Genomic DNA, 24,415 nt, shown 5'->3' on the forward strand with positions numbered 1-24,415 from the left:
GACCATGCGGAAGGGGTGTCGTCCGCGCACTGCCGGCCGCAGGCCACGCCCGGCGTGCCGGGTCGGCCGGCGTCCCGCAGGGTGGAGGAATGGAGCGAGCGCCGATCGTCGTGCACCGCGTCAGCCCGTCGGGCGGGCGCCGGGTCGGTATTCGCGTGGCCGGAGTGGACACGATTCTCGGCGTCGCGCACGAGGACGCCGATGTGATCGAGATGCTCGGGAGGATCGAGGTCCCCGACCCCGACGAGCTGGTGCTGGGGGACTCACCGCTGATCGAGTGGCAGGTCGACGGCCCGCACGTGTACGAGTCCGAGGCGGGGCCGCCGCCTGCCGATCTGCCCTGACCCGGTGGATGCCGGGGGCCGGGGTGCGGGAGGCGGGTCGGCGCCCCTCCACCGACAACCCGCCCGGGATCGCGGAGAGGGCCCCGTCCCCCGCCGCGGGTACCGCGGAAGCCCGGAGCGCGAAGCCCGGCCCGGCCGCGTCCGGCAAGGGGCCACGCACGTCGGTGCCGCAGCCCGGAGGTTGCGTCGGCCAGGTCCTCCCGTCGGGTGCGGGCCGGGTTGCGGGTGCCGCCTCGGGCGCAGGCGTTCCCTCGAATTCCCCCGCTCCCACGAGAAGTTGAGCCGTGATCACCTCGATCCCCGGGGGGCGGACGGGTGTGGCTCGACGTCCCGCTCCACGGGGCGCCCTCTGACGGCTGCGCCCACGCGGTGACGCGTCGAGCCCTTCTCCTTGCGGAGACGGATGGAATACTCGTGCCCCCGTACGGTCAAGAGACGGCCACGCCCCGCCGACATGAACGCCGCACCTCAACTGGCTGGATCCGGCCGTCTTCGATGCCACCACCGGAACAGGAGCGCGCCATGCGCCTTTACGCCCAGACCCCGGCGAGGCGAAGCCGGCAGGTGCTCGCGGATCTGATCGCCGTGGCCGTGATCGCGGCCTCGGTGTGGTTCGCCCTGGCCGTCCGCGACGCGATCATGCTGCTGGCCGAGCCGGGACGGAAGGTGGAGAGCGCCGGTGACAACCTGGCCACCGGCCTCGACAACGCCGGCGACGCCGCGTCCAAAGTGCCGCTCGTCGGCGGTCTTCTGAAGAAGCCGCTCCAGTCCGCGGCCGAGGCCGGCACCGGGCTGTCGGACGCCGGACAGTCGCTCCAGCACACCGTGGAGAACGTGGCCACACTGACCACGCTCGCCCTGATCGCCTTCCCGGTCGCCTTCGTACTCATGCTGTGGCTCCCCCCGCGCCTGTTGTGGATCCGGCGCGTCGCCACCACCCGGCGCCTCCTGGAAGCCCCCGGTGGCGCCGACCTGCTGGCCCTGCGCGCCCTCACCGGGCCGCCGAGCGACCTCACGGCGGTCCCCGTCCCGCCGGCCGGCCTCGCCGACGCCTGGCGCCACGGGAACCAAGAGGTCATCTCCGAACTCTCCAAAGTCGCTCTCAGACGGGCGGGTTTGCGGGCTTGACGGAGCGAGCGCGGAAGACCCGACGGCGCGACACCACGTCATGACGTTCGCGAAGCGCCACCGGATCATCCCCACCGGTGACCGCGTGGTCGGTCCGCCATCGCCCCTCTCTCCCCCGGCCGTTCCGCGGCGCCGAGGCAGTCCCCTCGGGTCACGGACCGCGGAGGAACCAGCTCAGGAGCGGGCCTCGTGACTCCGGACAGCGGATGACGTCGTGTTTCCCGGGAGTCGCCATGCGGCAGGCCCCGGGCGACGCGGGGCGGTTCGTGTACCGGGGGCACCCCTCACTTCATCTCACCATTCTTCGTCCGACCTGCGGGTTCGGCTGCTTGCCTCCGCCGCCGAAACCTTTGGACGCCGGGCGTGGACATGGCATATCGTCAGTCGGCTCGGGCCGCCCGTCAGGCGGCCCGTTGTCATGTCGCACGTGCACGTTCCCGTGGGGGGTACTCCGTCATGTCCTTCAACCATCCCGGCCCGTCGCCGGCTCCGCAGCCCGAGGCCGGACCGACGCCGCCACCACCGCCACCGCCGGCGCCTCATCCCGCCCCGCTGCCGCAGGCCGGCGGTGTGCTGAGCTCGCCGGAGGGTCTGGCTACGGCCCTGACCGTGTTGTTGGCCGCGGGGGCCGCGATCGATCTCTTCTCGAGCGGGGTCAACCTGTACGTCTGGAGGCTGATGAAAGATCTCATCGACGCCCCCGAGACCGTCGAGGACGACAACATAGCCCTTGCCGACCTCCTCGACGGCGGGACCGACGTCGCGCAGGCCGTCCTGCGCCTGGCCACGATCGTGGTCTTCCTCGTCTGGTTCCACCGGGTCCGCTGCAACGGCCAGGTCTTCCGTCCCGACGGATTCAGCCAGTCCGCCGGCTGGGCCATCGGCGGGTGGTTCGTCCCGATCGCCAACCTCTTCTTCCCTTACCGGACGGCGCGGGAGACCTGGAGGGCCAGCACTCAGCTCGCGCCCGACGGTTCGTACCGCCACGTCCCGACCGCCCCGGTGACCGCCTGGTGGACCGTGTTCGTGGCCACCCTGTTCCTCGACCGCGCCTACTCCAGGCGGTACCTCAGGGCCGACACGATCGAGGAGTTGCGCGATGTCTCCGCGTTCGGCGCCGTCACCGACGTCGTCGCCATCGTCGCCGCCGTGCTCGCCGTCGTCTTCGTGCGCAAACTGACCGCGCTCCAGCGGGTCAAGGCCGCGCAGGGCCCGATCGCCGCGGCCTGACCGGGATCACGCTCTGACGGCCTGACACCGGACCCTCGGTACCACGACCGGGTGCGCGAAACCGTCTTCGGGACGGTTTCGCGCACGGCCTCGCGGTGGGGCCCGGCTGCGTGACCTACTCGACGAAGTACGAGTCGTGCCGGATGAAGAACTCGGTGCGTTCCTCGTCGGTCGCGTTCGCGAGCTGCGACAGCCCCTCGAAGTACTCTTCACGCGGCGCCCCCGGCGCGAACACCATCAGCATCTCCGCCGGGGCGTCCGAGTCATTGCGGAAGGCGTGCAGGCCGCCCTGCGGCACGAAGAGGAAGTCGCCCCTCTTCGCGTCGATCCAGTCCGCGCCGTCGAAGAGCCTGACGGTCCCGTCGAGGATGAAGAACGACTCCGAGATCGTCTTGTGGAAGTGGGTCTTCGGACCTCCCGCACCGGCGCTCATCTCCACCCGGTAGAGGCCGAACTCCCCGTTCGTGGAGGCCTTCGTCGCCAGGTAGTGCGTCGCGTCGCCGTTCGGGGACGACAGCTCCGCCGGCGTGTCAACGGGCCTGAACACCGCGCTGACCTCACCCTTGTCTCCCTCGTGGCGTGCCTTCGGATACGACGGATACGACATGTCGGCCCCTCCCGTGTCACTCCTGCACGTACACGGACGTGTAAGGCCGTGACAACCGGCCGTTCGGTGCTGTTCTTCCCCCGATCTCCCCGTCCGTCCTGACGCGGAGGCCTGCGTGGCTCCGCGCGTGGAGCCCGAACGGGAACCACGGATGGACGGGCCGAGGCTGGGCAGCAGCGGGACATGGCTGTCCTTCGAAAGCTCGCCCGCCCCCTGCTCGCCGCCCCGCACATCGTGGAGGGCCTGCGCACCCTGCGCCGGCCCGAGACCGCGGCGGAAGTATTCCAGCCCTTCGCCGAGGCCGTCGGCAAGCGCGTTCCGGCGTCGGACGGCGACCCGCTGAAGCTGGTACGCGTCCACGGCGCGATCCAGGTCGGAGCGGGCCTGATGATCGCAACGGGACGTGCCCCGCGGCTGGCCGCGCTCACGCTCGCCGCCACGGTGGTGCCGACCGCGCTCACCGCCCACGCGTTCTGGACGGTGAAGGATCCCGAGGAGCGTGCCCGGCAACGTGCCCGGTTCCTCACGGACCTCGCCGCGGTGGGAGGTCTGCTCATCGCCGCTGCGGACACCCACGGAAAGCCCTCCCTCGCCTACCGTTCCCGGCACGCACTCGACCACAGGCATCCGGTGCAGGCCGTCCGCCGTCCCGTGGAAGCGGCCGCGGCGACCACGGCCGCCCGGGTCAAGGCGGCCGCCGCCCTCGCCGACCCTCGCTGACAGGGCCCGCCGGTCCCCGTCGGCCGGCGGCGGCGTCACGGACGCACCAGGCGCCCGAGATCGTGATCGTCGCCGGAAATGACCGCTCGCAGTGAGGAGAATCCCATGACAGAAGTTCGCCGGACCGTTCGGCGGCTGTCCGTCGGCTCCCTGTTCCGGCCCGCCGCGCTCCACCCGCGTCTTTTGGCTCGGACGGTGACCGTGGCGGTCCGGGGCGGCCGGCGGCGCACGGCCGCCGTGTCCGCCGCGGTCTGTGCCTCCGCCGGCGAGCACCGGATGTGCCCCGGCCCGCGGGTCGGTACCGACCCGGCCGCCATGTACGGGTCGCGGTGCGACGCGAAGACGCCACCCGGCGGCCCGGACGCCTCCGCGGGTGGCGCCGCCCGTCGCGACCGGGCTCACGAGGCGGTCGCGTCCCGTACCACCGGCCCCGACGACCTGGCCTCACTGCTGAACATGCTGGACCTGCGGCCCGGCCCCGACGAGAGGGGCACGTCGGGGCTCGGAGGCGAGGGAGGGGCCCGCGGCGGCGACGGAGGCTGATCGCCTACGCCGGACGCCGAGTGCTGCGTACGCTGGCGTCATGCGCATGCGTCCCACTCTGACCTGGACCCCCACCGAGGACCTGCGGCCCGGCACCACCGATCCGGGGCCCGTCGCCGATGCCCTGGAGGCCGGTGGGGTGCTGGTGCTGAGCGGGGCGGGCATGTCCACGGAGTCCGGCATCCCCGACTATCGGGGTGAGGGCGGAAGCCTGAGCCGGCACACCCCGATGACCTACCAGGACTTCACCACCAGCGCAGCGGCCCGACGCCGCTACTGGGCGCGCAGCCACCTCGGCTGGCGCACGTTCGGCCGCGCCAGGCCCAACGCCGGGCACCGGGCGGTGGCGGCCTTCGGGCGCCGCGGACTGCTGTCGGGCGTGATCACCCAGAACGTCGACGGACTGCACCAGGCCGCCGGCAGCGAGGACGTGGTGGAGCTCCACGGAAGCCTGGGCCGGGTCGTCTGCCTCTCCTGCGACGCCTCCGGCTCGCGCCGGGAACTCGCCCTGCGGTTGGAAGAGGCCAATGCGGGCTTCGCACCAGTGGCCGCGGGACTCAACCCCGACGGCGACGCCGACCTCACCGACGAACAGGTCGGGGACTTCGCCGTGGTGCCCTGCGCGCACTGCGGCGGCATCCTCAAGCCGGACGTGGTGTTCTTCGGCGAAACCGTTCCGCCCGGGCGAGTCGCACACTGCCGCGAACTGGTGGGTGCGGCGGCCTCCCTCCTGGTCCTGGGCTCCTCGCTGACGGTCATGTCCGGACTGCGCTTCGTCCGTCAGGCGGCCCAGGCCGGCAAGCCCGTACTGATCGTCAATCGGGATCCGACCCGCGGCGACAGGCACGCCGTCACCCGGGTCGAACTCCCCCTGGGAACGACCCTCAGCGCCCTGGCCGACCGCTTGGACATCCCCATGGGCGACTGAGGGCTGCCGATCGGGTCCGATCGGGTCCGAAGGTGTGCGGGCCCGGGGAGGTCGTCGTCCCGGTCACAGGCCGGCGGCGCCCTCGACGAGCAGCAGCACGCCGATCACCGACAGGACCACGGCGGTGACGGCCCTGTTGTGGATCTCCAGCCAGGTCCTCGCCCGGCCCAGAGGGCCCAGGACCCGCTCCCCCATGACGATGTGGAGCAGCAACGGGATCGCGACGGTGGACGACGCGACGGCGGTGAACACCACCACGGCCGTCACCGCGAGGGTCGGCCCCGCTTCGGCGGAACCGACGGTCAGGCCGGCCGCCGCCGAGAGCAGGGCGACCTTCGGGTTGGCCGCGGACAGCAGCAGCCCCAGCCGCAGGGCTTTCGCCGGGGTGGCGTCGGTGAGGGTCCGCATCCAGGCCGGGGTGTCCTTCTCGGCTCGTGAGCGCCACTGTCGCACGGCAAGCAGGAGGAGGAGCACGCCGAGGACCGCTTTGGTCCAGGACGCCCAGGTGGGGGTCTCCTCGTGGACCTCGATGACGGCGGCGAGCAGTGCGAGGGCGACCGTCACCGCGAGAACGCCGGCCGTCCAGCCGGCCAGGAAGGACCCGGCGGTCACCCGGGGGCGGGGCGTGAAGAGCAGGAAGACCGCGGGAACGACGGGAACCGGCGACAGCGCGATGCCCAGTGCGAGCGGCACCACCTCGCCGAGCAGTTCTCCCACGGGCCAACCTCCTCGCGGCGCGTCCCCCCGCCCGGGGTACGACCCCGGCCGGGTACGCCGCTTGTCGTGCGCGTCGGCGCCGAGCGGGCACGTCGGGCGCCGAGCGGACAGGGCCCGTGTCCCGAAGCTCCGGACGGTGGCGGGCCCCCGACAGGCGTGCGCAATCTACCGACCTGAACGGCCGATGAGGCACTGCCTCGCCGAAGCCCCACCCCCCGTGCCGTGTTCGCGCCGGCTCACGGCTTCACGGCTCCGTGGTGGCCACGGGACTCAGCAGGGCGAGCCCCAAGGGGGTGATGCGATGCAGTACGGATCCACCTCGGCGGCTGGTGGTGATCAGTTCCGCGTTCCGGAGCACCGTCGCGTGCTGGCTGGCGGCTGCCACCGAGACGTTGAGGCGGCGGGCCAGCTCGGTCGTCGTGCTGCCTTCGGCCGTCACCCGCAGTGCGGCGGCTCGCGTGCGGCCGAGCAGGGACTCCAGGTTTCGGCCCGAGGAGCCGGACGCACCGGTCGGTCCGGCGCCGGCCAGCGGCTCGCGGAGGGCCGGTACCGTCAGCCGGGGTGGCTGCGTGGTGTCGAGCGGGTCCCACAGCAGGCTCACCGCGCGCGGCGAGAAGACGGTGGGGGTGACGATGAGTCCCCTTCCTCTGAGGTGGACCTCGATCCCGCGCGGGTAGGGAGCCTCCAGGACCGGCGGCCGCCAGCGGACCAGGGGTGCGCAGAGCGAGCGCAGCAGCAGATCGACCCCTCCCTCGAGCAGCACGTTCATGTAGCGGGAGGACAGCGCGGCCAGTTCGGACCGCCCTTTGTGCCAGTAGGGCTCCACGGCCAGCCGATGGCAGGCGCGCAATGCCTCGGCGAGTTCCCGCCGTGCCTCACGGTCCCCTTCGGACACCCGCCTCGCCCAGGGCAGGTGTTCCAGGGGGAAGTCGATGCCCTCGAACTCTCGTCGCAGGCGGGCCGCCGGTGCGTGGAGCAGGTTGTCCACGGCGTGTTCCAGGCAGGGCCCGTCACCCATCAGGGCGAGCAGGTCGAGCCCGGGGCCACGCACCGGCAGCAGGGACGTCAACGGGCGGGTGTCGGCCCCCATGCGACCCGCGACGGCTGACCGCCACGAGCGGAAGTGAGGGCTGTCCCCGCTCCCCCGCAGCAGTTCGAGGCTGTAGTAGGTCTCCGCCGCGACCCCGATCGTCGCGGCGACGCGTGTCCGCGCGAGATCCTCCGCCGTGAAGTGAATGCGTAACACCGATCGGCCCCCTGCCGGTGCTGGAGCGTGCCCGCGCCCCCGCAGCATTCCCCGGCCAGGGTCACCACACGCCTTCCGATCGCCTCTCGGATCGAGGCGAAACAGGCTCGGGTGCCCCACGGCCGGGCGCGGAGTCACAGCGGGCACGTCCACGCCACGCCACGCCGTAGAGGGTTACGTGATGCGGCAGCCGGCTCCACCGACGTAGTTCGCGTCCCTGATCTGGCTCTTGAGGCCGAGCCGCGTATCACCGGGTCCGACGCAGATGGTCCGGTCGAAGCCCCGGACGACATCGAGCTTGATCTTGATCGTGGTGGGGCCGCAGTGGTTGTAGAACGCGATCTCCCTGCCCGCGTAGTACCCGCACGGTGAGGCGGCACGGGTTCCCGCTCCCCCCGCGCCGCCCGTGTTGCCCGCGCCGCCCGCGCTGGCGGGGGTGATCGTGCTCATCACCGCAGCGGAGCCGAGAACGGCGACCGCCATCCATCGCCGCATGCCGTTGACCCGTAAGCGCTGCATTCCTGCCACACTCCTCTTCGTTTCAGTGGGGGCCTTCACCCCTTTGCCGCAGCACAGACTGGCAGAGGTGTCCGCGCAGCGACAAGCCTCTAAGCGACCACTTAAAGCCGCAGGTGAGAGCCCCTATCCGACCATTCCCGGGCTTGTTTCGCCTCGCTCTCGCACGCGGGTTCGCAGGTCTGCCTCAGCACTGTGGGGAAACGTGCGCGGCCAGGCGCGCCGCGACCGTTCACGGCGCGACCGGGCTGTGCGACGACGAGACACCGCCTGGTCCCGGCGGCGGTAACGTAGGCATGTGGGGCAATGTGGGGCAACTCCTCAGGCTGCGGGAGACGGATCTCTCGACGGGCGAGAGGCGGTGCGCATGGATCCCGAGCCCTTCGACGAGGTCACCGGCTCTGCCGCCCGGGCCGCGGGCGGCTGGCTCGGGGGGCTGCCCGTGGCGGTGCTCGCCACCGGCAGCGACGGCCGGATCGTGCGGTGGGACATGGCCGCCCACGAGTTGTTGGGATACGCCCCGCGCGAGGTCATCGGCCGCCACATCGCCGATCTGCTGCATCCGGGTGTGGACCGGAGTCTCGGCAGGTCGTTGTGGGAGAAGGCCGTCACCGCCCGCGGCGTGATGGGCACCGTGACCGCCTGGCACCGGGACGGCCACCCGGTGGAGGTGGAGATCTGGGCGGCGCCCGTCCCTGCCCGTCCGCGCGGCGGGACGACCGTGCTGGTCTTCGCCGCCGATGCCGCCGCCGCCCAACGGATCCGCGGTTCGTCCGCGGTGTGGGACGGACTGTTCGCCCGCTCCCCGGTCGGCATCGCCCTCTTCGACACCCGGTTGCGCTTCCTGCGGGTCAACCCCGCCTTGGAGGCGATGAACGGCCTGCCGGAGGCGGCTCACGTCGGCCGGCGTCTGGCCGAGGTGCTGCCCGGGGTGAACGCGGCCGCCATGGAGGTCCTGATGCGGCAGGTGCTCACGGATGGTCGGCCCGTCCTCGACTCCCGTCGTATCGGCCGCACCCCGGCCGCCCCGGACCAGGACAGGGTGTGGTCGTGCTCCTACACCAGGCTGGAGGACACGGACGGGCACCCCCTCGGGCTGGCCGCGTCCCTGATCGACATCACGCTCCAGGAGCAGACCCAGCTGGAGGCCGAGGCCGGCCGGCGCCGCCTCGCGCTGATCAACGCGGCCACGTACCGCATCGGCACCAGCCTGGACCTTGAGCGCACCGCGCAGGAACTGGCCGACGTCACCGTCCCGGAGCTCGCCGATCTGGTCACGGTCGACGTCCTGGAGTCCTTGGCCGCGGGCGGGGAGATCGGTTCCGGCCTGGTGGCCGGGGCCCGCCTGCGCCGCCTGGGCAAAGCCCCCTCCGACTCGCCCCTGGCCGAGATCCTCGCCCCCCTCGGACGGACCCTGGTCTTCCCGTCGGCCGCGCCCTACACCCAGGCGCTCGCCGACCGCCACGCCTTCGTCATCCCCCGCCTCGACGAGAAGTCCATCGCGCCCGCGGCCCGCCACTCCGCGGCGCCGGCCGAGCTGCTGAAGCACGGCGTGCACTCGTTCATGATGGTGCCGTTGCTCGCCCGGGGGACGGTGCTGGGCCTGGCCACGTTCTACCGCTGCGCCACACCTGAGCCCTTCGGCGACGAGGACACCGCCCTCGCGACCGAACTGGCCGCGCGGGCCGCCGTGTGCGTGGACAACGCCCGCCTCTACCACCGCGAGCACGACACCGCACTCATCCTGCAGCGCAGCATGCTGCCCCAGCACATCACCCCACCCCCCGGCATCGAGGTCGCCCATCGCTACCTGCCCGCCAGCGACGTCAACGAGGTGGGCGGCGACTGGTACGACGTCATCCCCCTGACCGGCGACTCCGTGGCGCTGGTGATCGGCGACGTCATGGGGCACGGCATCCAGGCCGGAGCCGTCATGGGCCGGCTCTCCGCCAGCGTCCGCGCCCTGGCCAGGCTCGATCTCGACCACGACGACATGTTCCACCAGCTCCAGGCCGCCTTGGACGACCTGGCCGACCCGATGCTCGCCACCTTCCTCTACGTCGATCTCGACACGGCGACCGGGGCCTGCCGCATCACCTGCGCCGGCCATCCTCCGCCCGCGCTCGTCACCCCCGACGGCGTCGCCCGCCTTCTCGACGTACCGCCGGGGCTCCCCCTGGGCGTCGGCCCCACCCGCTTCACCACCACTCACATCACGCTCGTGCCGGGAAGCGTGATCGTTCTCTACACCGACGGTCTCATCGAGGCGCGCGGCACCGACATCGACGACCGTCTGAGCGAGCTCACCCATCTTCTGGCCGAGCCGGCGCCGTCCCTCGACGCCCTCTGCGACAGTCTCGTCACCCACCTGGTGCCCGCCTCGGCCGACGACGACATCGCCCTGCTCACCGCCCGCCTGACCGGCCCCTGAGGCGATCCGGGGCGATGGTGGCGGCCGGATGGGAACACCTCGCGAGTTGACTGAAATTTCAGTCAGTGCCAGAGTGGTCCCCGAAGCCGCAGCACTGACCGTGCGGGGCGGCCGTTGCGGCGCGGAGCGCGCACTCTTGTCCGTAGGGACCGGTTTGCCGCACCCGCCGCGTGCAGCCGAGCCGCCTCCTCTCGCTCGCCCTGGCCGGACGCACCCCTTCCACCGGCCCACGATCGGAGTTCTCCCGTGTCCTTCCTGCCCCCCACCCGACGGACCGTCCTTCGCACCCTCGCCGGAATCGGCGCCGCCGTCGCGGGCGCCTCGGCGTGCTCCCCCGCGTCCGGAGTCACGGTCGACGCCACCGCCGGTTCCTCCCAGCCCTCCACCGCGGGTGCCAAGCGCCGCCTGGGCGCCGAGTGGGAGAGTCACACCCGCACCTTCATGTCGTGGCCGGCGCTGACCTCGGTTTGGCACGAGGACCTGCGCTACGTACGCGAGGACATCGCGAGGATCGCGCGCGCCGTCGGGGAGTACGAGGCGGTAGTCATGATGGCCCGCCCCGACCAGGTCGACGCGGCCCAGCGGGCCTGTGGCTCCCAGGTCGAGGTGATCCCGCTGGCCGTCGACGACCTCTGGGCCCGCGACACCGTCCCCGTCTTCGTCGAGGAGGGCGGAAAGGTCGTCGGCGTCGACTTCAACTTCAACGGCTGGGGCAACAAGCAGAAGCAGCACCAGAACGACGCCGCGGTCGGGCGCACCGTGCTCAAGAAGTACGGGATCCCCGGGTCCAGGCCCCCCTCGTCGCGGAAGGCGGCTCCTTCGAGCCCGACGGTGAGGGCACCCTGATGATCACCGAGAGTTCGATCGTCAACGACAACCGCAACCGCGGGAAGAACCGGGACACCATCGAGAAGGAACTCAAGGAGACCCTCGGCGTCGAGAAGGTGATCTGGTTGGCCGGCGTCCGCGGGGAGGACATCACGGATGCCCACGTGGACAGCCTCGTGCGCTTCACCGCGCCCGGTGTGGTCCTGCTGGACCGCGCGCACCCCAGCACGCCGGCGGACTCCTGGTCGCGCTCCGCCGACCAGGCCAAGTCCGTGCTCTCCAAGGCCACGGACGCCCGTGGCAGGCGCTTCGAGATCATCGACCTGCCGCAGCCCGACCTGAAAAGGATCACGGGCGAGGGCGACGACTTCGTGTCGACCTACGCCAACTTCTACATCGCCAACGACGCCGTCTTCATGCCCAGGTTCGGGGACGGCAAGGCCGACGACCGGGCCCGCGCCATCCTGCGCGAGCACTTCCCCAAGCGGGACGTGGTCCCGATCGCGATCGACACGATCGCCTCTGGCGGCGGCGGCATCCACTGCTCCACCCACGACCAGCCCGGCAAGCCCGCGGCCTGACCGTAGGCCGCCCGTACGCCGCCCGCCTCGCCTGCGTGGACATCGGTGTACAGCACCGGGGCGGGACGTCGAGGGCGACCGTGGTGTCGATGGCGCGACCGTGATGTCGGTGGATGGTCTCGCGCAGCGCCGGCCGGTCGACAACGACGTGCGGGTGGACCTGTTCGGTGGCGATCCCGGTACGGCCGAGGTGGGTCGCCGACGCCGTGGCGGTCCGCGGGTTCGGACGGTGTCGGCGAAGGGCCCCGCACCGGCGGGTACGGGGCCCTCGTCACGGCGTGGAAGCCTCGGAGGGTCAGACCGAGAGGGAGATCTCGGTCGACTTGATGAGCGCGACCACGGAGGACCCGGCGGTCAGGTCGAGGGCTTCGACGGCGTCCTTGGTGATGGCCGCGGTCAGCTCGCCGCCCTCGACGGAGACCTTGACGGAACCCATGGCGCCACCGGTCACGACGTCGGTGACGGTGCCGGCGAGCTGGTTGCGGATCGAGATGCCCTCGACCGGGCCGGTCGCGAGGGAGACCTCGGTGGACTTCACGAGCGCCTTGACGGACGTGCCCTCGGCGAAGCCGAGTTCCTTGACGGCGTCGGTGGTGATCGCGGCGGTGATGTCCTGACCGCCCGCCAGACGGACCTTCACCGTGGACATGGCCTCGCCGGCCGTGACGGAGGTGATGGTGCCGGGGATCTGGTTGCGGATGCTCAGGCTCATGAAGGTAACGCCTCACTCTGGATCGGTGGAAGACGCGGCCTGCCGGCCGCCCCGTCCGTCACGCTAGCCGCATGAATCCGCGGTCGTGCGGAGCCCGTCTCATCCGCCAGGAGAATGGCCGTTGTGGCATCGCACCTTCGGTTCGGGCCCGACGTCCTGACGATTCGGGACCTCGGACCTCACCGATCGAGGTCCTCCTGGTCGAGCGGTGACGCCGCGTGCCGGGGAGCCTGCTCCAGCCACGCGGCGCGTTCTTCGCCGGACGAGTCGGTGACGGTCCGAAAGACGATCCGTCGCACCTCACGGATTTGCGACGTACGGGAGGACACAGGCCGCCCGGACGGTGTGCACAGGATCACCGAACGCGCGCTCCTCCCGATCGGCGGGCGTGTCGAAGGTGTTGGGCACGAGAGCCCTGGTCGCCTTCAACCGGCCGGCGGGTTCGCCTTCGGCGACGCCACGCCCCGCCCCCGCGGCTCCTCCACCACGGCGCCGGACACCGCGTGGTGGAGGCTCCCCCCCGTCGCGGGTGGGCCAAGTGCGCCCCTGTACGCATGTCTCCCCCGTCGGCGCAGCCGACCGCGGCCGCGGCGCATACGGTACGACGGCGCCGGCGCACGGCCGGCCGGTGTGCCGCGCCGGGTCACATGGCGTTCGCGGAAGCCAGTGTGCCCACGGCCTTGTCGAGGACCGCGGCGGCGCCGCCGCCCCAGCCGCGCAGGTCGTTGCCGGTGATCCAGGTGCCGGAGCAGCCGGGGAGCGCGACGACGGCCGCTTCGGCGGGAACCGGGCCGTCCCCCTTGCGGACGACGTTGCCCTGACAGGACGCGTTCGCCGCGTTGCCGCCGAACCGGATGCCGTACGTGGCCGTCGCCCCGGCCCGGTTGGCGCCGGTGACCTGGTTGTCGCGCAGGGAGATGTCGTCGGCGCCGGCCGCGATGCCGTGCCCGGCGGGGTTCAGGATGGTGTTGTGGGCGATCAGGGCGCCCTGCGCGTCCGTGTCCACGCCGATGCCGTCGCCCTGGGCGTCGGTGACGGTGTTGCCGCTGATGACGGCGTGTTGGGCGTACCGGACGTGGATGCCCTGGGAGTTGCCTCCGGGGCGGGCGGTCCCCGTGACGGTGTTGCCCGAGATCGTGACGCCGTCGCACTGGGCGACGTAGATGCCGGCCTCGCCCTTGACCGTACGGATCGTGTTGTCGGTGATGGTGACTCCGTTGTGCCGGTCGCCTCCGCTGGACACCACGATGGCGCCGCCGGTGGACGTGTCGGTGCCGGTGTTCCGGATGATGTTGCCGTTGATGACGATGTCGTTGAGGGCGTTGCCGGCCGGGGAGCCGACCTGGATGGCGGTGACGCCGACGGATTCGATGGTGTTGCCGGCGATGACGGCCTGCTGCCAGTCGGTGGTGCGGATGCCGTAGGCGGCGCTGCGTTCGATGTGGTTGCCGATGACCCGGATGTCGCGGTGGACCACGCCCTTGGCGCCGCCGTGGTCGCCGACCAGGGCGCCGAACGGGCGGGTTCCGTCGGCGGCGCGCAGGGTGCAGCCGCTGATCAGGATGTCCTGGCAGGGCGTGTTGTCGTACGCCGGGGCGGGGAGGCTGACCGCCGAGAGGGCGCCGGTGATCTGTACGGCCTCCCGGTTGGTGGCGGTGTCCGTACCCTGGCCGGTGACGTGCAGCCCGTCGAAGAGGCAGTTGACGATGCGGGCGCGCCGAACCGCGTTGAGTTCGACGGCGTGCGCGGACGGCGTGTCGAGCACCGTGCAGTCCTGGACGAGGATGCCGTCGGCGTGGGCGAAGCCGATGGCGTCGCTCTGCTGCTGGTACGCGCTGCCGCGCATGTCCCAGGTACCGCCGAGCAGGGCGATGTCGCCGGCGCCCTGGTAGGCGGAGACCGAGGTGACCGAGTCGAAGTTCTTGACCAGGGCCCCGCAGTCCCTGGTGCGCAGGACGTGGGCTCCGTACGCGGACACGGTCATCCGGGGGCCGAGGACGAGCCCCTTCGTGAGCGGGTACCGGCCGGGCGGGATCAGCAGGGTCGCACCCTCGGGCACGGCGCGTGCGGCCGTCAGGGCGGCCTGGAACGCGGCGGTGTCGTCGGTGGTCCCGTCGCCCTTCGCGCCGTAGGCCAGTACGTCGTGGACGCTGCGCCGGTCGCCGGCCTCTGCGGCGGCGGGGCCGGCGGCCACCATCTGGCCGGCTCCCAGCGCGCCCACGAATCCGCCCGCCGCCAGTATCACGCCGCGTCGATGCACTTGTACTCCCCCGTCGATCCGCCTTGTTGAACGGGCCTCCCGGGCCCGGAGGGGAGGCTATCGGCCGGGAGGGGAGTCGTCCGTCCGGGGGGCCGGTCCCGTGCGTCGGTCGTGACCGGCGCCGTGGAGGCGGACCGGGCGGGGACACTGTGCCGGATCAGGAGAGGCGAGGTGGCTGAAGTGGCGGAGGCCGCGAAGGACGGGCCCGATGACGGGGGTTCCCCCGGGGGCGCCGGCTATCGGCAGGAAACTGAAGCGGTCGCTCGGTTCCTTCCAGGTGTTCGCGATCTCGTTCGCGTTCATCTCGGTGGCGGTCGGAATCTTCGCCACCTTCGACCAGGTGCTGGTGACGGCGGGACCGGTCGGGATCTGGCTCTGGCTCGTCGCCGCGGTCGGGCAGACCCTCGTGGCGCTGGTGGTCGCGCAGTTCGCCGCCCGCATCCCGTTGAGCGGTTCCTCCTACCAATGGGCCTCCCGGCTCGGCAACCCGAGGGTCGGCTGGTGGTTCGGCTGGCTGACGTTCTGCTACCTGGCCATCGCCGTGATCGCCATCGACAACGCCCTGGCGAGCCAGGCCTTCATGCCGCTGGTCGGCATGGGCCCGGACGAGGACGCCGCGCGCGTGATCACCCTGGTGGTGCTGGTCGTCCAGGCCCTGCTCGCCATCGCCTCGACCCGGCTGGTCGGCTGGATCAACTCGGCCGCGGTCGGACTCGAACTCGCGCTGGTCGTGGTGGTGGCGATCTCCCTCGTCATCGCCGTCCTGGTCACGGGCAACGGATCGGCGGCCAATCTGACCTCCCGTGGGGTCACCGAGGGCACCCCCGGCTACTTCGCCGTCGGCGGCGGCCTGATGCTCGCGATGATCATGGGCTTGGCCACCCTCGTCGGTTTCGACTCCGCGGCCAACCTCGCGGAGGAGGCCAAGGATCCCCGCCGCAGCGTGCCGCGCGCGATCGTCGCATCGGTGGTGGCGGCAGGCGTGCTCGGCATGTTGTTCCTGATCACCCTCACCGTCGCGATCGAGGACATCCCCCGGATCAGCAACGAGGCCTCGCCCGTGGCCGCGATCATGCACGACCGTCTCGGCTCCGTCGCCGAACGTGTGCTGCTGGTCGCCATCACCTTCGCGTTCTTCGGCGCCGGCATCGTCGTGATGGTTTCCTGCTCGCGCCTCGTCTACGCCATGTCACGCGATTCCCGCTTCCCCGCCCACCGGGTGATGCGGCGGGTCAGCCCCCGCACGCACACCCCCATCCCCGCGACCGTCCTGATCCTCGCGCTCGGAGCCGTCCTGATGGTCGCGCTCCCCGGCTCGGCCCTGCTGGAGCTGATCACCGCCTCGACCATCCTTCCCGCCCTCATCTACGGGTCCACGATCGTCCTCTACCTCGCCGTACGCAGACGACTCGCCCGCCAGAAGGGCGCGTTCGACCTGGGGCGCGGCGAACTGCCCGTGGCGGTCTGCGCCCTGGTCTGGACCCTCTTCGCACTCTTCGTGCTCGTGGCACCGGACGAGGCGCTCACCTCCGTCGTCATCGTCGCGGGCCTGCTCGTCGTCGGAGCCCTGTTCTTCCTCGGCATGCTGCTCTTCGACCGCCGGGCGTTGGCCTCCGAGCCCACGTCCGAGCCCACGTCCGGGTCCGGGTCCGCATCGGGTCCAGCGTCGGGGCCCGGGGGCGACATCACCCCCGGGCCCTGAAGGCGAAGCCGGCGCGGCACGTTCGTCGTCGGGTGGACCGGCGGTACGGCACGCCTGGGCTCTGTCGCCGAAGTGGCGCCGCGGGCCAGGCGAAACCTCGACGATAGACCCCTAGTTGTACGGCTCCAGGGTCATGAAGGCCTCCTGCGGATTGCCGTCGTGCACCAACGACTCGTGGGCGCCCACGTCGTCGAAGGCGAAGCCGTACGCCTTGCCGTCGGCCATCTGGCCGTGGATGACGCGGGAATAGTGGTTGGTGACGGCGTCACGGTAGAAGTTGCCGCCGTTCGCGTCGGGTTGGTTGGGGTTCGTCAGGAGCGTCGATCGGTTGAAGCCCGCGCAGAGGGTGCGGGAGATCGGGCCGCGGACGAGGTCGTTGGGTGCGTCCAGGAGCTTGTAGCAGCCGAAGATGCTGTCGGAGTCCGGCTTCTGGAAGCTGGTGACCACCGCTCCCGAGGCGTTGGTGAAGTTCATGACGTTGCCCGAGACCCGGCCGAAGTACCTGGTGTTCGGTTCGTTCGCGAACGGTGTCACGGTGAGCGTGGAAGAGCCGTACTTGCTCCAGACCCGGTTGACGTAGTCGTTCATGGCGCCGGCCGGGATTCCTCCTGCCTCGATGCCGTGCCCGGGCGAGAGTGCTCGCAGCGGTGTGCCGTCGGTGCGGCTTTGGATCAGTCCGCCCCAGCCGGCCGAACGCAGTTGGTCGAAGGCGGCGTTGTATCCGCCCGGCTTGAGCCGGCCGACCGTGCTGACCGTGCCGTTGGCCGCCTTGACGCCCACCGCGTAGGGGGCCGAGAACATGTCGACCTGGGTGCTGTTGATCCACAGGCCGGCGTCGTTGAGCGTGTACTCGGACCAGTTGAACAGGATGTTGCGGTTGGGGTCGGAGGGGTTCTGCACGGCGGGCTGCACCAGGCCGCCGGTGGTGAGTTTGAAGACGATCTTCTGTCCGACGGAGAAGTAGACGCGTCCGGAGAACTTGGGCATCCGGATCGTCCGCGTCTGCCCGTTGGCCGGACCCGCGATCGACGCGTCGGGCGCGGGGGTGGGGGGATTGCCGCCCGCCGGCCAGGGGTGGAACGTGCCGTTGGCGTCGGCCCAGCCCTGCTGCCCGGTGGTGAGCAGGGTGCCGAGGTTGTAGACGTAGACCGGCTCGCCGCGTCCCGAGTTGTTCTTGATCGTGAGCGGGATGGTCGTCGGTACGGCCTCCGCGGATGTCGAGGGGCCGAAGACCATCAGGCCGGCGGCGACAACCAGCGCCGAGGCGCCGGAACCCAGCACTTTCGATAAGCGGAACATGCTCTTCCTCCAGGTGGGGGGAGCCTGCCGGTGCGGGTGCGGCGCCCCTCGCACCCTGGGGGCGACGGGGCGGGGCGGGCAGGCGGGGAGAGATGCCTTGAACACTGAGAGCGCTCTCAGAATCAGGTTGCGTTCACCTTCTGTCAATGAATCCGGCACGGATTCGAGAACCCGATCACGGATTCGAGAACCCGATCGTCCACGAGGCGGCCGAGAGGGCGGGCGTACGGGTCCCGCATGCCGCGCCGTGGCGTCCGCGCGACGGCCGGATGCCGACGGAAACCGGGAACGGGCCGTCAACTCCTGGTGACCGGCGGGGTCGGCGGCTACGTTGTCGCATGTTCCCCAGCCACTCGTGAGCCACCCGTGACGGAGGACCACCGCATGCAGAACCGTTTTGCCCGCATCCCGCGCCGACGGGTGGCCGGGGGAATGTCGCTCGTCCTGATCGCGGTCACCGCACTCCTCGGGGCCGCACCCGTGGCCGCCGCGGCGACGGCCTCCACCGCGCCGCCCGTTCCCGTCCTGACCTGGGGCCCCTGCGCCGACCCGGGCGACGGTTTCGAGTGTGCGACCGCCCGGGTACCGCTCGACTACCGGAGACCCACTGGGCCCACCGTCCCGCTCGCGGTGACCCGGCACCTCGCGGCCGACCGGGCCCGTCGCACCGGTGTCCTGGTCCTGCACCCGGGCGGTCCCGGCAACTCCGGCGTGAACTTCGCCCGCGACAGTTACGACGCGCTCCCCGCCCCTCTCCGCGACACGTTCGACGTCGTCGGGTACGACATGCGCGGTGTGGCGCGCAGCGGGCAGGTGGAGTGCTGGGACGACAAGGAGTACTCCGCCGCCGTCGACGCCGCGCGCGGCGTGCCCGGCCCGGGGGCCCTGCGCGGGGCCATTCGGCAGGGACTCGACTTCGCCACCGCCTGCCGGCAACGGTCGGGCGACCTCGTGCCGTTCATCGGCACCGCCTCGAACGCCAAGGACATGGACCTGCTCCGCCAGGCCCTCGGCGAGGAGACGCTCTCCTTCTACGGTCGTTCCTTCGGGAGTTACGTCGGCACCGTCTACGCCGCGCAGTTCCCCCGGCGGGTCCGCGCCATGGTCCTGGACGGGGCCTACGATCCGGAGCACTACGCCAACGTGCCGTACGCCTACGACTCCAGGCAGTTCGTCGCCCTGGACACCGCGATGGGCCGGTTCCTCGACTGGTGCGCGCAGAACGCCGCCACCTGCGGATTCGGCGAAGGGCGCCCGCGGCAGGCCTTCGAACAGCTCAAGCGGGACTTGGACGCCGACCCCGTCATCACCGCGAGCGGACGCCCTGCCACGGGTTACACCCTCGCCTACCGACTGATGTTCAACATCAACTCGGGCAAGGAGGTCTGGCCCTATCTCGGAGAGGCCCTGCGGGCTGCCCAGGCACGCCAGGGCTCGTTCCTGCTGTCCCCGCCCTCCCCCGCTTCCTTCGACTTCCTCAATGCCAACATGGCCGTCGAATGCGCGGACCGCGCCTATCCGACGAACCCCCTGCTGCTGGGCGCGCTCGTCAGCGCACACGTCGCCTCCGCGCGGCTGCTGGGACCGCCCATCGGCCTCGGGCCGCCCACCTACGACCACAACCACGCACCCACCTGCGCCCAGTGGCCGGCGGAGCGCCCGAGCCGCTTCGAGGGCTCCTACCGGGCGGCCGGTTCCGCCCCGATCCTGATCCTCGGCACGACCGGGGACCCGGACACCCCGTACCAGGACGCCCGGGCCCTCGCCCGGACGCTGGACAACGGGCGGCTGCTGACCTTCAACGCCGAAGGACACACCGCGTACAACCGGAGCGCATGCGTGAGTGCGCTGGTCAACGAGTACCTGGCCACCCTGACGCTGCCCGCGCGGGGCACCGTCTGCGCGGACGAGACGCCTCCGGAATCGCCGACCCTGCGCACCGAGAGGATCGCGGTCGACGAGACGCGCGACATGATCCCCGCCCTGCGCTGAGCCGTCGCGCCGGACGCGTGCGCCGCCTCTCGCGCCGCCTCCACCGCCGTCTCCACCGCCTGAACCGCCGCCGCCCGCCGCCGAAGGGAGTTCGGGTCTCAGCGCCGCAGGGGCACGTGGGGGCCGTGGCCGAGCACGTAGGAGACCGACACGATCGCGGCGATCCACACAGCCACCCCGGCCCAGACCAGGCGCCCTTCTCCGTTCATTCCGGCCGCCGCCACCAGGGCCAGCGCCGCACACAGCAGAGTGGCCATCACCACCATGAGGCCGACCGGCAGCCGACGCCGCGCCCGGCGATCCGGCCGGGCACGGCTCCCGCCGTGTGACTCGTCCCGCAGGCCCGCGACCAGCTGGTCCCAGGCAGCCGACTCCCGCACCGTCAACCGTTCCCTCTCCACACCCACCCCCGGACAACACCCAGCACCACGCTGCTCCCGCGCGGATACCCCGTCGGCCCCACCTCATGCGGCCGTTGCGCGCGGGTGTACAGGGCGCACCGGTTCCGTGCGGCGGGCACGACCACCGCGGGGCCGCCGAACCGCGTGCGGCAGGCACGTACGCGCGGGTCGACGGCGGGCGCCGGTCGGGCGCCGCGCCGCCCGACCGGATCGCTCGGGGTGCTCCCGCGTTCGACCTGACGCAGGCTGGGTGGATGGCCGACCAGACGGAGATCGTCATCCATCCCGTATCGCCGAAGGGCGGGCGGAAAGTCACGGTGCACGCGCTGGGCGTGGACGCGGACCTGGGCCGCGCGCACTCCACGAGCGATGTCTCCGAGTTCCTCCGGCGTGCCGGGCTGGAGGGCGTGGACCTCTCGGAGGAGGGCCCGATCCGCTGGGAAGGCGGCGGCCCCGAGGTCTGGACCTCCGGTACCTGACAGCAGGCGCGCGGCGGACTCCGGCCAGGTTCGGACCGGGTCGCGCGGACGGGGCGGCCCGCGCGGGGTGGTGGTCGCTCTCCCTGCCCCGGGGCCGCTGCGTGGTGCAGCCCGGGGCAGGGGGCGGTGGGTCTCGACCGTCCGTCTCGGGACGGCCGGGACCCCGTCAGGACACACCAGCCGGCCGCCTCCGAGCCCGCCACCACACCGGCGGAGCACTTCCGGCCACCCGCATGGGTGGGTGGGGTGCGGTGGGGGGGGTGAGGTGGGGGGGTGAGGTGGGGGGGGTGAGGTGCGGGCGCGGGCCCTACAGCCACTTGTTGCGCCGCAGGGCCCGGTACACGACGGAACAGACGACGATGATGAGCGCCCAGACCGCGGGGTAGCCGTAGGGCGAGGTGAGTTCGGGCATGTGCTCGAAGTTCATGCCGTACACCCCGACGATCATGGTGGGGACGGCGATGAGGGCGGCCCAGGCGCTGATGCGGCGCATGTCCGCGTTCTGCTGAACGCCGAGCTGGGCGATGCCGGCGCTGAGCATGCCGGTGATGAGTTCGTCGAAGGACAGGATCTGTTCGCTCACCCGCTGGTGGTGGTCGGCGACGTCCCGGAAGTAGGTGGCCACCTCGCTCGGGATCCGGGGGCTGTCCTCACTGAGGACTCGCAGCGCGGGGGCCAAGGGCATGACGGCGCGCTTGAATTCGAGGAGTTCTCGCTTGAGCTGGTAGATGCGTCCGGCGTCGACCGGCCGGTCCGGGGAGAAGACCTCGCTCTCCAGTGTGTCGACGTCGCCCGCGAACGAGTCGGCCACCTCCAGATAGCGGTCGACGACCATGTCCGCGACCGCGTGCAGGACGGCGGCGGGACCACAGCCCAACTGCCGCGGGTCGTCCTGGAGCTGTTGCCGTACGCCTTCCAGCGGCGGGGCGCTGCCGTGGCGGACGGTGATCGCGTACCCGGGGCCGGCGAACACCATGATCTCGCCGGTGTCGACGATCTCGCTGGTCGCGGTGACCTTGTCGTGGTCCACGTACACGATCGTCTTCAGTACCAGGAACAGCATGTCCTCGTAGCGTTCCAGCTTGGGCCGCTGGTGGGCGTGGACGGCGTCCTCGACCGCGAGGGGGTGCAGGCCGAAGGCCACGGCGACCTCCTGCAGCTGCTCCGCCGTGGGCTCGTACAGGCCGATCCACGCGAACCGCCCCGCCTTCGGGTCTATGCGGTCCAGGACCTTGGCCAGGTTCACCTGTCCGGGGATGCGGTGCCCGTCCTCGTAGAGGGCGCAGTCCACCACCGCCGACGGCAGACCCGCACCACCCTTGCCGTCCTGCTGCGCCGCCATGTGTCGCCTCTTGTCCGTCGTCCGTCAGGTAGGCGGGCAACCTACCCCCGGCCGGCGATTTCTCACGCGGCGGTGCTTGTGACGTCGGTCGGCGCGCGGTTCGGCGAGTTCCTACCGGGGCTGCGTCGCGATCTGGATCAGGTTGCCGCAGGTGTCGTCGAAGACGGCGGTGGTCACGGGGCCCATCTCCACGGGCTCCTGGGTGAAGCGGACGCCGAGGCCGCGCAGGCGCTCGTACTCGGCCGTCACGTCGTCGACGGCGAACTGGGCGAGCGGGATGCCGTCACCCACGAGTGCGTCGCGGTACGGCTTGACGGCGGGGTGGCCGGCAGGCTCCAGGAGGAGTTCGGTGCCGCCGAGCTCATCGGGCGAGACGACGGTCAGCCACCGGTACTCCTCGCCCACGGGCACGTCGTGCTTCTTCACGAAGCCGAGGATCTCGGTGTAGAAGGCCAGGGCTTTGGCCTGGTCGTCGACGAAGACGCTGGTCAGATGAATCTTCACGGGGTGTTCTCCTCCGGTCCGGATGTCACGGGCACGGGCCATCGCTCGGTGATCCGTCGCAGTGGCGCAGTGTTCAGATCGTGGAACGTGCAGCGGCCTTGCCGCCTCGTCTCGACGAGCCCGGCGGCCTCCAACATCACGAGGTACTGGGAGACCGCCTGCCGGGACATGCCGAGCCGATGCTTCATGCTCAGTCGCGAGCAGATCTCGAATAGCGTCTGTCCGGATGTGTCCGCCAGTTCGTCGAGGATGATGCGACGGGTGGGGTCGGCCAACGCTTTGAAGAGGTCGTCGGCCGCGATTCCACCCTAGGCAACCATTCACTTGCGTATCAAGCAGGGTCCGCCGCCGTGTCCCGCATCGACCGGACTGCGGGCCCGGGACGCACGAAGGGGGCGAGCACACGGCTCGCCCCCTTCCCCGGTTCCACGCCGAGATTCCCCCCGCACCCGGCGGACACCCCCACGGCACGCACCCCCGAGGAGTCACCGCACGGCACCGCCGAAGCCCCCTGACGGCGGAATCTCCGTCAGCGGCGGGTCAGGTCGGGTTCGACGACACGGTCCCGGCGCTGCGACGGCAACGGCGACGGCGGTGACGACGGCGGAGTCGATCGCGGCGGAGAAGCCTGCACCGGGGTGCTCCGTCGGATGTCTTCTATGCCGGAACGCATCGCGGAACGGAGCCTGCGCGAAAGGGGCCGTTCCACGAACCGGTGGATGAGCCAGGCGACGACCATCATCGCGGCGGTGACCGTACCGACCAGCGCATGGGCCGGCATCGTGCCCCGGAAGTGGTGGATCAGGGTAATGCCCGCCGTCATGTGGATGATGTAGAGCGGGTAGGTGATGGCGCCGACGGTGGACAGCCAGCTCCACTGAATGCGGTCGAACAGGCCGAGCGCGATGGCGGCCATGGCCAGGAAGCCGACGGCGATCACGATCCGGGCCGGCCAGGCCGGCAGCTGTTCCGCGAGATGCCTGCCGAGGTTCGTGGCCATGCGGCCGCGAACGTAGTGCTGGGCGAGGAGGAACTGGCAGCCGACGATTCCCCAGAGCAGGCCGGAGGGGCGGAATCGCCGCATCAGATAGAAGGCCACGCCCGCGATGAAGTACGGGGAGTACTGAGGGATCGCGAAGAAGTGCAGCAGCCTGAAGTCGGTGGAGGGCGCCACGATGCCGGCGACCGTCCACAGCCCGATGAACACGATGCAGTTGCGGTACGTGACCCCGAGGCGGATGACGAGGGCGAAGAGCGCGTAGAACTTGAGCTCTTCGAAGAGGGTCCAGTACGCGTGATCGAGATGCGGAACCCCTATTCCGCCCTGGAACATCGTCAGATTGACCAGAACGTCGGCCCACTCGTCGATGCGCCACAGCTCGGGCAGCATCCACAACACGAAGGCCGTGAACGCGATCCCTGCCCAGTACGCGGGGAAGAGTCGCGATATGCGCGATGTGGCGAAATCGCCGACCGTCCGCCCCCAGGCGCTCATGCAGATCACAAAACCGCTGACGATGAAGAAGATCTCGACGCCCAGCCAGCCGTAGAGGGCGAAGGGGCGGAGTGTGGGGAAGAGGTGCTGCGTACCGCTGAGTCCCCAGGCGGTGCCAAGCGCCACATAGTGGTACAGAACGACTACGAGTGCCGCAGTTATTCGTAGCGCGTCGAGCGCGTAGAGCCTTACCGGCGCCTGGCCGACTGTTCGTATCCCGGCCATGTTTACGGCCGCCTCCCCTGCAATCCTGTGGAACTGGTCAACGGGGACCGTACAGGTTTCCCACAGGAACGGCAGTCGCAGCCCCGGTCGACAGGGCTCGGGAGTCGGCGGTCACCGGCCCCTCGACGCGCCTGCGGCCCCTCGCGACGCGGGCCGCGCGGACGTGGCCATCCTCACGCAGGCTT

At 71.2% G+C, this 24,415-nt stretch carries 22 protein-coding genes and 1 pseudogene; 11 read left to right on the forward strand and 12 right to left on the reverse strand.

Annotated elements, in window-relative coordinates; genetic code table 11:
• Positions 1-89 precede the first annotated feature (89 nt).
• The 3 genes from ACQEVM_RS18785 (at position 90) to ACQEVM_RS18795 (ending at position 2,702) form a co-directional block, all read left to right on the forward strand.
• Positions 90-344 carry a hypothetical protein gene (locus ACQEVM_RS18785; RefSeq protein WP_433080495.1) on the forward strand — a complete coding sequence of 85 codons (255 nt, stop codon included), beginning with the start codon at positions 90-92 and terminating at the stop codon, positions 342-344.
• Positions 345-866: 522 nt separating this feature from the next.
• Positions 867-1,472 (forward strand): hypothetical protein, encoded by a 606-nt coding sequence (locus ACQEVM_RS18790; RefSeq protein WP_433080497.1) that lies wholly within the window; start codon positions 867-869, stop codon positions 1,470-1,472.
• A 456-nt stretch (positions 1,473-1,928) separates the two neighbouring features.
• Complete coding sequence (locus tag ACQEVM_RS18795; protein WP_433080499.1) at positions 1,929-2,702, forward strand: DUF4328 domain-containing protein; 774 nt, start codon at positions 1,929-1,931, stop codon at positions 2,700-2,702.
• Positions 2,703-2,817: 115 nt separating this feature from the next.
• On the opposite strand, the gene ACQEVM_RS18800 is transcribed toward ACQEVM_RS18795, so the two are convergent.
• Entirely contained in the window at positions 2,818-3,309 is a 492-nt protein-coding gene (locus ACQEVM_RS18800) for a cupin domain-containing protein (protein WP_433080501.1), read from the reverse strand.
• A 183-nt stretch (positions 3,310-3,492) separates the two neighbouring features.
• Here ACQEVM_RS18800 and ACQEVM_RS18805 point away from each other — a divergent pair, with 183 nt between their 5' ends.
• From ACQEVM_RS18805 to ACQEVM_RS18815, 3 genes are all read left to right on the forward strand, one after another.
• Positions 3,493-4,029: a DoxX family protein gene (locus ACQEVM_RS18805; RefSeq protein ID WP_433080503.1), complete on the forward strand. Its 537-nt coding sequence runs from the start codon at positions 3,493-3,495 to the stop codon at positions 4,027-4,029.
• Between the two features lie 105 nt (positions 4,030-4,134).
• On the forward strand, positions 4,135-4,572 hold the full coding sequence (locus ACQEVM_RS18810; protein WP_433080505.1) for a hypothetical protein: 438 nt from the start codon (positions 4,135-4,137) through the stop codon (positions 4,570-4,572).
• A gap of 40 nt (positions 4,573-4,612) precedes the next feature.
• Positions 4,613-5,500, forward strand: coding sequence for an NAD-dependent protein deacetylase (locus ACQEVM_RS18815; protein ID WP_433080507.1), 888 nt, complete (start codon positions 4,613-4,615; stop codon positions 5,498-5,500).
• 63 nt (positions 5,501-5,563) lie between these two features.
• On the opposite strand, the gene ACQEVM_RS18820 is transcribed toward ACQEVM_RS18815, so the two are convergent.
• From ACQEVM_RS18820 to ACQEVM_RS18830, 3 genes are all read right to left on the reverse strand, one after another.
• Complete coding sequence (locus ACQEVM_RS18820) at positions 5,564-6,217, reverse strand: GAP family protein (RefSeq protein WP_433080509.1); 654 nt, start codon at positions 6,215-6,217, stop codon at positions 5,564-5,566.
• Positions 6,218-6,461: 244 nt separating this feature from the next.
• On the reverse strand, positions 6,462-7,463 hold the full coding sequence (locus tag ACQEVM_RS18825) for an ArsR/SmtB family transcription factor (RefSeq protein WP_433080511.1): 1,002 nt from the start codon (positions 7,461-7,463) through the stop codon (positions 6,462-6,464).
• Between the two features lie 174 nt (positions 7,464-7,637).
• Positions 7,638-7,982: a DUF6355 family natural product biosynthesis protein gene (locus ACQEVM_RS18830; protein ID WP_433080513.1), complete on the reverse strand. Its 345-nt coding sequence runs from the start codon at positions 7,980-7,982 to the stop codon at positions 7,638-7,640.
• Between the two features lie 364 nt (positions 7,983-8,346).
• Between ACQEVM_RS18830 and ACQEVM_RS18835 the strand changes: the two genes are divergently transcribed.
• Both ACQEVM_RS18835 and ACQEVM_RS18840 read left to right on the forward strand, forming a co-directional pair.
• On the forward strand, positions 8,347-10,410 hold the full coding sequence (locus ACQEVM_RS18835; protein ID WP_433080515.1) for a SpoIIE family protein phosphatase: 2,064 nt from the start codon (positions 8,347-8,349) through the stop codon (positions 10,408-10,410).
• 441 nt (positions 10,411-10,851) lie between these two features.
• Positions 10,852-11,819 (forward strand): annotated as a pseudogene (locus tag ACQEVM_RS18840) (agmatine deiminase family protein).
• Positions 11,820-12,114: 295 nt separating this feature from the next.
• Here the strand turns inward: ACQEVM_RS18840 and ACQEVM_RS18845 are convergent.
• Together ACQEVM_RS18845 and ACQEVM_RS18850 are read right to left on the reverse strand one after the other, a co-directional pair.
• Complete coding sequence (locus ACQEVM_RS18845; RefSeq protein ID WP_433080517.1) at positions 12,115-12,531, reverse strand: TOBE domain-containing protein; 417 nt, start codon at positions 12,529-12,531, stop codon at positions 12,115-12,117.
• 643 nt (positions 12,532-13,174) lie between these two features.
• A complete protein-coding gene (locus tag ACQEVM_RS18850) occupies positions 13,175-14,776 on the reverse strand; it encodes a right-handed parallel beta-helix repeat-containing protein (RefSeq protein WP_433080519.1) in 1,602 nt (533 codons plus the stop codon).
• A gap of 223 nt (positions 14,777-14,999) precedes the next feature.
• On the opposite strand from ACQEVM_RS18850, the gene ACQEVM_RS18855 reads away from it, so the two are divergent.
• Complete coding sequence (locus tag ACQEVM_RS18855) at positions 15,000-16,493, forward strand: APC family permease (RefSeq protein ID WP_433080521.1); 1,494 nt, start codon at positions 15,000-15,002, stop codon at positions 16,491-16,493.
• 111 nt (positions 16,494-16,604) lie between these two features.
• On the opposite strand, the gene ACQEVM_RS18860 is transcribed toward ACQEVM_RS18855, so the two are convergent.
• Entirely contained in the window at positions 16,605-17,792 is a 1,188-nt protein-coding gene (locus ACQEVM_RS18860; RefSeq protein WP_433080523.1) for a glycoside hydrolase family 64 protein, read from the reverse strand.
• Between the two features lie 384 nt (positions 17,793-18,176).
• Between ACQEVM_RS18860 and ACQEVM_RS18865 the strand changes: the two genes are divergently transcribed.
• Positions 18,177-19,784 carry an alpha/beta hydrolase gene (locus tag ACQEVM_RS18865; protein WP_433080525.1) on the forward strand — a complete coding sequence of 536 codons (1,608 nt, stop codon included), beginning with the start codon at positions 18,177-18,179 and terminating at the stop codon, positions 19,782-19,784.
• A 98-nt stretch (positions 19,785-19,882) separates the two neighbouring features.
• Here the strand turns inward: ACQEVM_RS18865 and ACQEVM_RS18870 are convergent, their stop codons facing one another.
• Entirely contained in the window at positions 19,883-20,191 is a 309-nt protein-coding gene (locus tag ACQEVM_RS18870; protein ID WP_433080527.1) for a hypothetical protein, read from the reverse strand.
• Between the two features lie 248 nt (positions 20,192-20,439).
• Here ACQEVM_RS18870 and ACQEVM_RS18875 point away from each other — a divergent pair, with 248 nt between their 5' ends.
• The gene (locus ACQEVM_RS18875) at positions 20,440-20,664 is read left to right on the forward strand and encodes a hypothetical protein (RefSeq protein ID WP_063839684.1); all 225 of its coding nucleotides are present in this window, start codon (positions 20,440-20,442) and stop codon (positions 20,662-20,664) included.
• 307 nt (positions 20,665-20,971) lie between these two features.
• Here ACQEVM_RS18875 and ACQEVM_RS18880 read toward each other — a convergent pair whose 3' ends face one another.
• From ACQEVM_RS18880 to ACQEVM_RS18895, 4 genes are all read right to left on the reverse strand, one after another.
• A complete protein-coding gene (locus ACQEVM_RS18880) occupies positions 20,972-22,006 on the reverse strand; it encodes a magnesium and cobalt transport protein CorA (RefSeq protein WP_433080529.1) in 1,035 nt (344 codons plus the stop codon).
• A 111-nt stretch (positions 22,007-22,117) separates the two neighbouring features.
• Positions 22,118-22,510, reverse strand: a complete 393-nt coding sequence (locus ACQEVM_RS18885; protein WP_433080531.1) for a VOC family protein — start codon at positions 22,508-22,510, stop codon at positions 22,118-22,120.
• Positions 22,507-22,812: an ArsR/SmtB family transcription factor gene (locus ACQEVM_RS18890; protein ID WP_433085257.1), complete on the reverse strand. Its 306-nt coding sequence runs from the start codon at positions 22,810-22,812 to the stop codon at positions 22,507-22,509. Before ACQEVM_RS18890 ends, ACQEVM_RS18885 begins: the two co-directional genes overlap by 4 nt.
• Positions 22,813-23,039: 227 nt before the next feature.
• Positions 23,040-24,230 (reverse strand): acyltransferase family protein, encoded by a 1,191-nt coding sequence (locus ACQEVM_RS18895; RefSeq protein ID WP_433080533.1) that lies wholly within the window; start codon positions 24,228-24,230, stop codon positions 23,040-23,042.
• Positions 24,231-24,415 lie beyond the last annotated feature (185 nt).

This window comes from Streptomyces sp. CA-243310 (assembly GCF_050936775.1).
Taxonomy (GTDB): domain Bacteria; phylum Actinomycetota; class Actinomycetes; order Streptomycetales; family Streptomycetaceae; genus Streptomyces.

Bases quoted from the DNA above. Each gene is read 5' to 3' on its own strand.
- ACQEVM_RS18785 (WP_433080495.1), top strand. From the start codon at position 90: ATGGAGCGAGCGCCGATCGTCGTGCACCGCGTCAGCCCGTCGGGCGGG.
- ACQEVM_RS18790 (WP_433080497.1), top strand. From the start codon at position 867: ATGCGCCTTTACGCCCAGACCCCGGCGAGGCGAAGCCGGCAGGTGCTC.
- ACQEVM_RS18795 (WP_433080499.1), top strand. From the start codon at position 1,929: ATGTCCTTCAACCATCCCGGCCCGTCGCCGGCTCCGCAGCCCGAGGCC.
- ACQEVM_RS18800 (WP_433080501.1), bottom strand. From the start codon at position 3,309: ATGTCGTATCCGTCGTATCCGAAGGCACGCCACGAGGGAGACAAGGGT.
- ACQEVM_RS18805 (WP_433080503.1), top strand. From the start codon at position 3,493: ATGGCTGTCCTTCGAAAGCTCGCCCGCCCCCTGCTCGCCGCCCCGCAC.
- ACQEVM_RS18810 (WP_433080505.1), top strand. From the start codon at position 4,135: ATGACAGAAGTTCGCCGGACCGTTCGGCGGCTGTCCGTCGGCTCCCTG.
- ACQEVM_RS18815 (WP_433080507.1), top strand. From the start codon at position 4,613: ATGCGCATGCGTCCCACTCTGACCTGGACCCCCACCGAGGACCTGCGG.
- ACQEVM_RS18830 (WP_433080513.1), bottom strand. From the start codon at position 7,982: ATGCAGCGCTTACGGGTCAACGGCATGCGGCGATGGATGGCGGTCGCC.
- ACQEVM_RS18835 (WP_433080515.1), top strand. From the start codon at position 8,347: ATGGATCCCGAGCCCTTCGACGAGGTCACCGGCTCTGCCGCCCGGGCC.
- ACQEVM_RS18845 (WP_433080517.1), bottom strand. From the start codon at position 12,531: ATGAGCCTGAGCATCCGCAACCAGATCCCCGGCACCATCACCTCCGTC.
- ACQEVM_RS18855 (WP_433080521.1), top strand. From the start codon at position 15,000: ATGACGGGGGTTCCCCCGGGGGCGCCGGCTATCGGCAGGAAACTGAAG.
- ACQEVM_RS18860 (WP_433080523.1), bottom strand. From the start codon at position 17,792: ATGTTCCGCTTATCGAAAGTGCTGGGTTCCGGCGCCTCGGCGCTGGTT.
- ACQEVM_RS18865 (WP_433080525.1), top strand. From the start codon at position 18,177: ATGCAGAACCGTTTTGCCCGCATCCCGCGCCGACGGGTGGCCGGGGGA.
- ACQEVM_RS18875 (WP_063839684.1), top strand. From the start codon at position 20,440: ATGGCCGACCAGACGGAGATCGTCATCCATCCCGTATCGCCGAAGGGC.
- ACQEVM_RS18880 (WP_433080529.1), bottom strand. From the start codon at position 22,006: ATGGCGGCGCAGCAGGACGGCAAGGGTGGTGCGGGTCTGCCGTCGGCG.
- ACQEVM_RS18895 (WP_433080533.1), bottom strand. From the start codon at position 24,230: ATGGCCGGGATACGAACAGTCGGCCAGGCGCCGGTAAGGCTCTACGCG.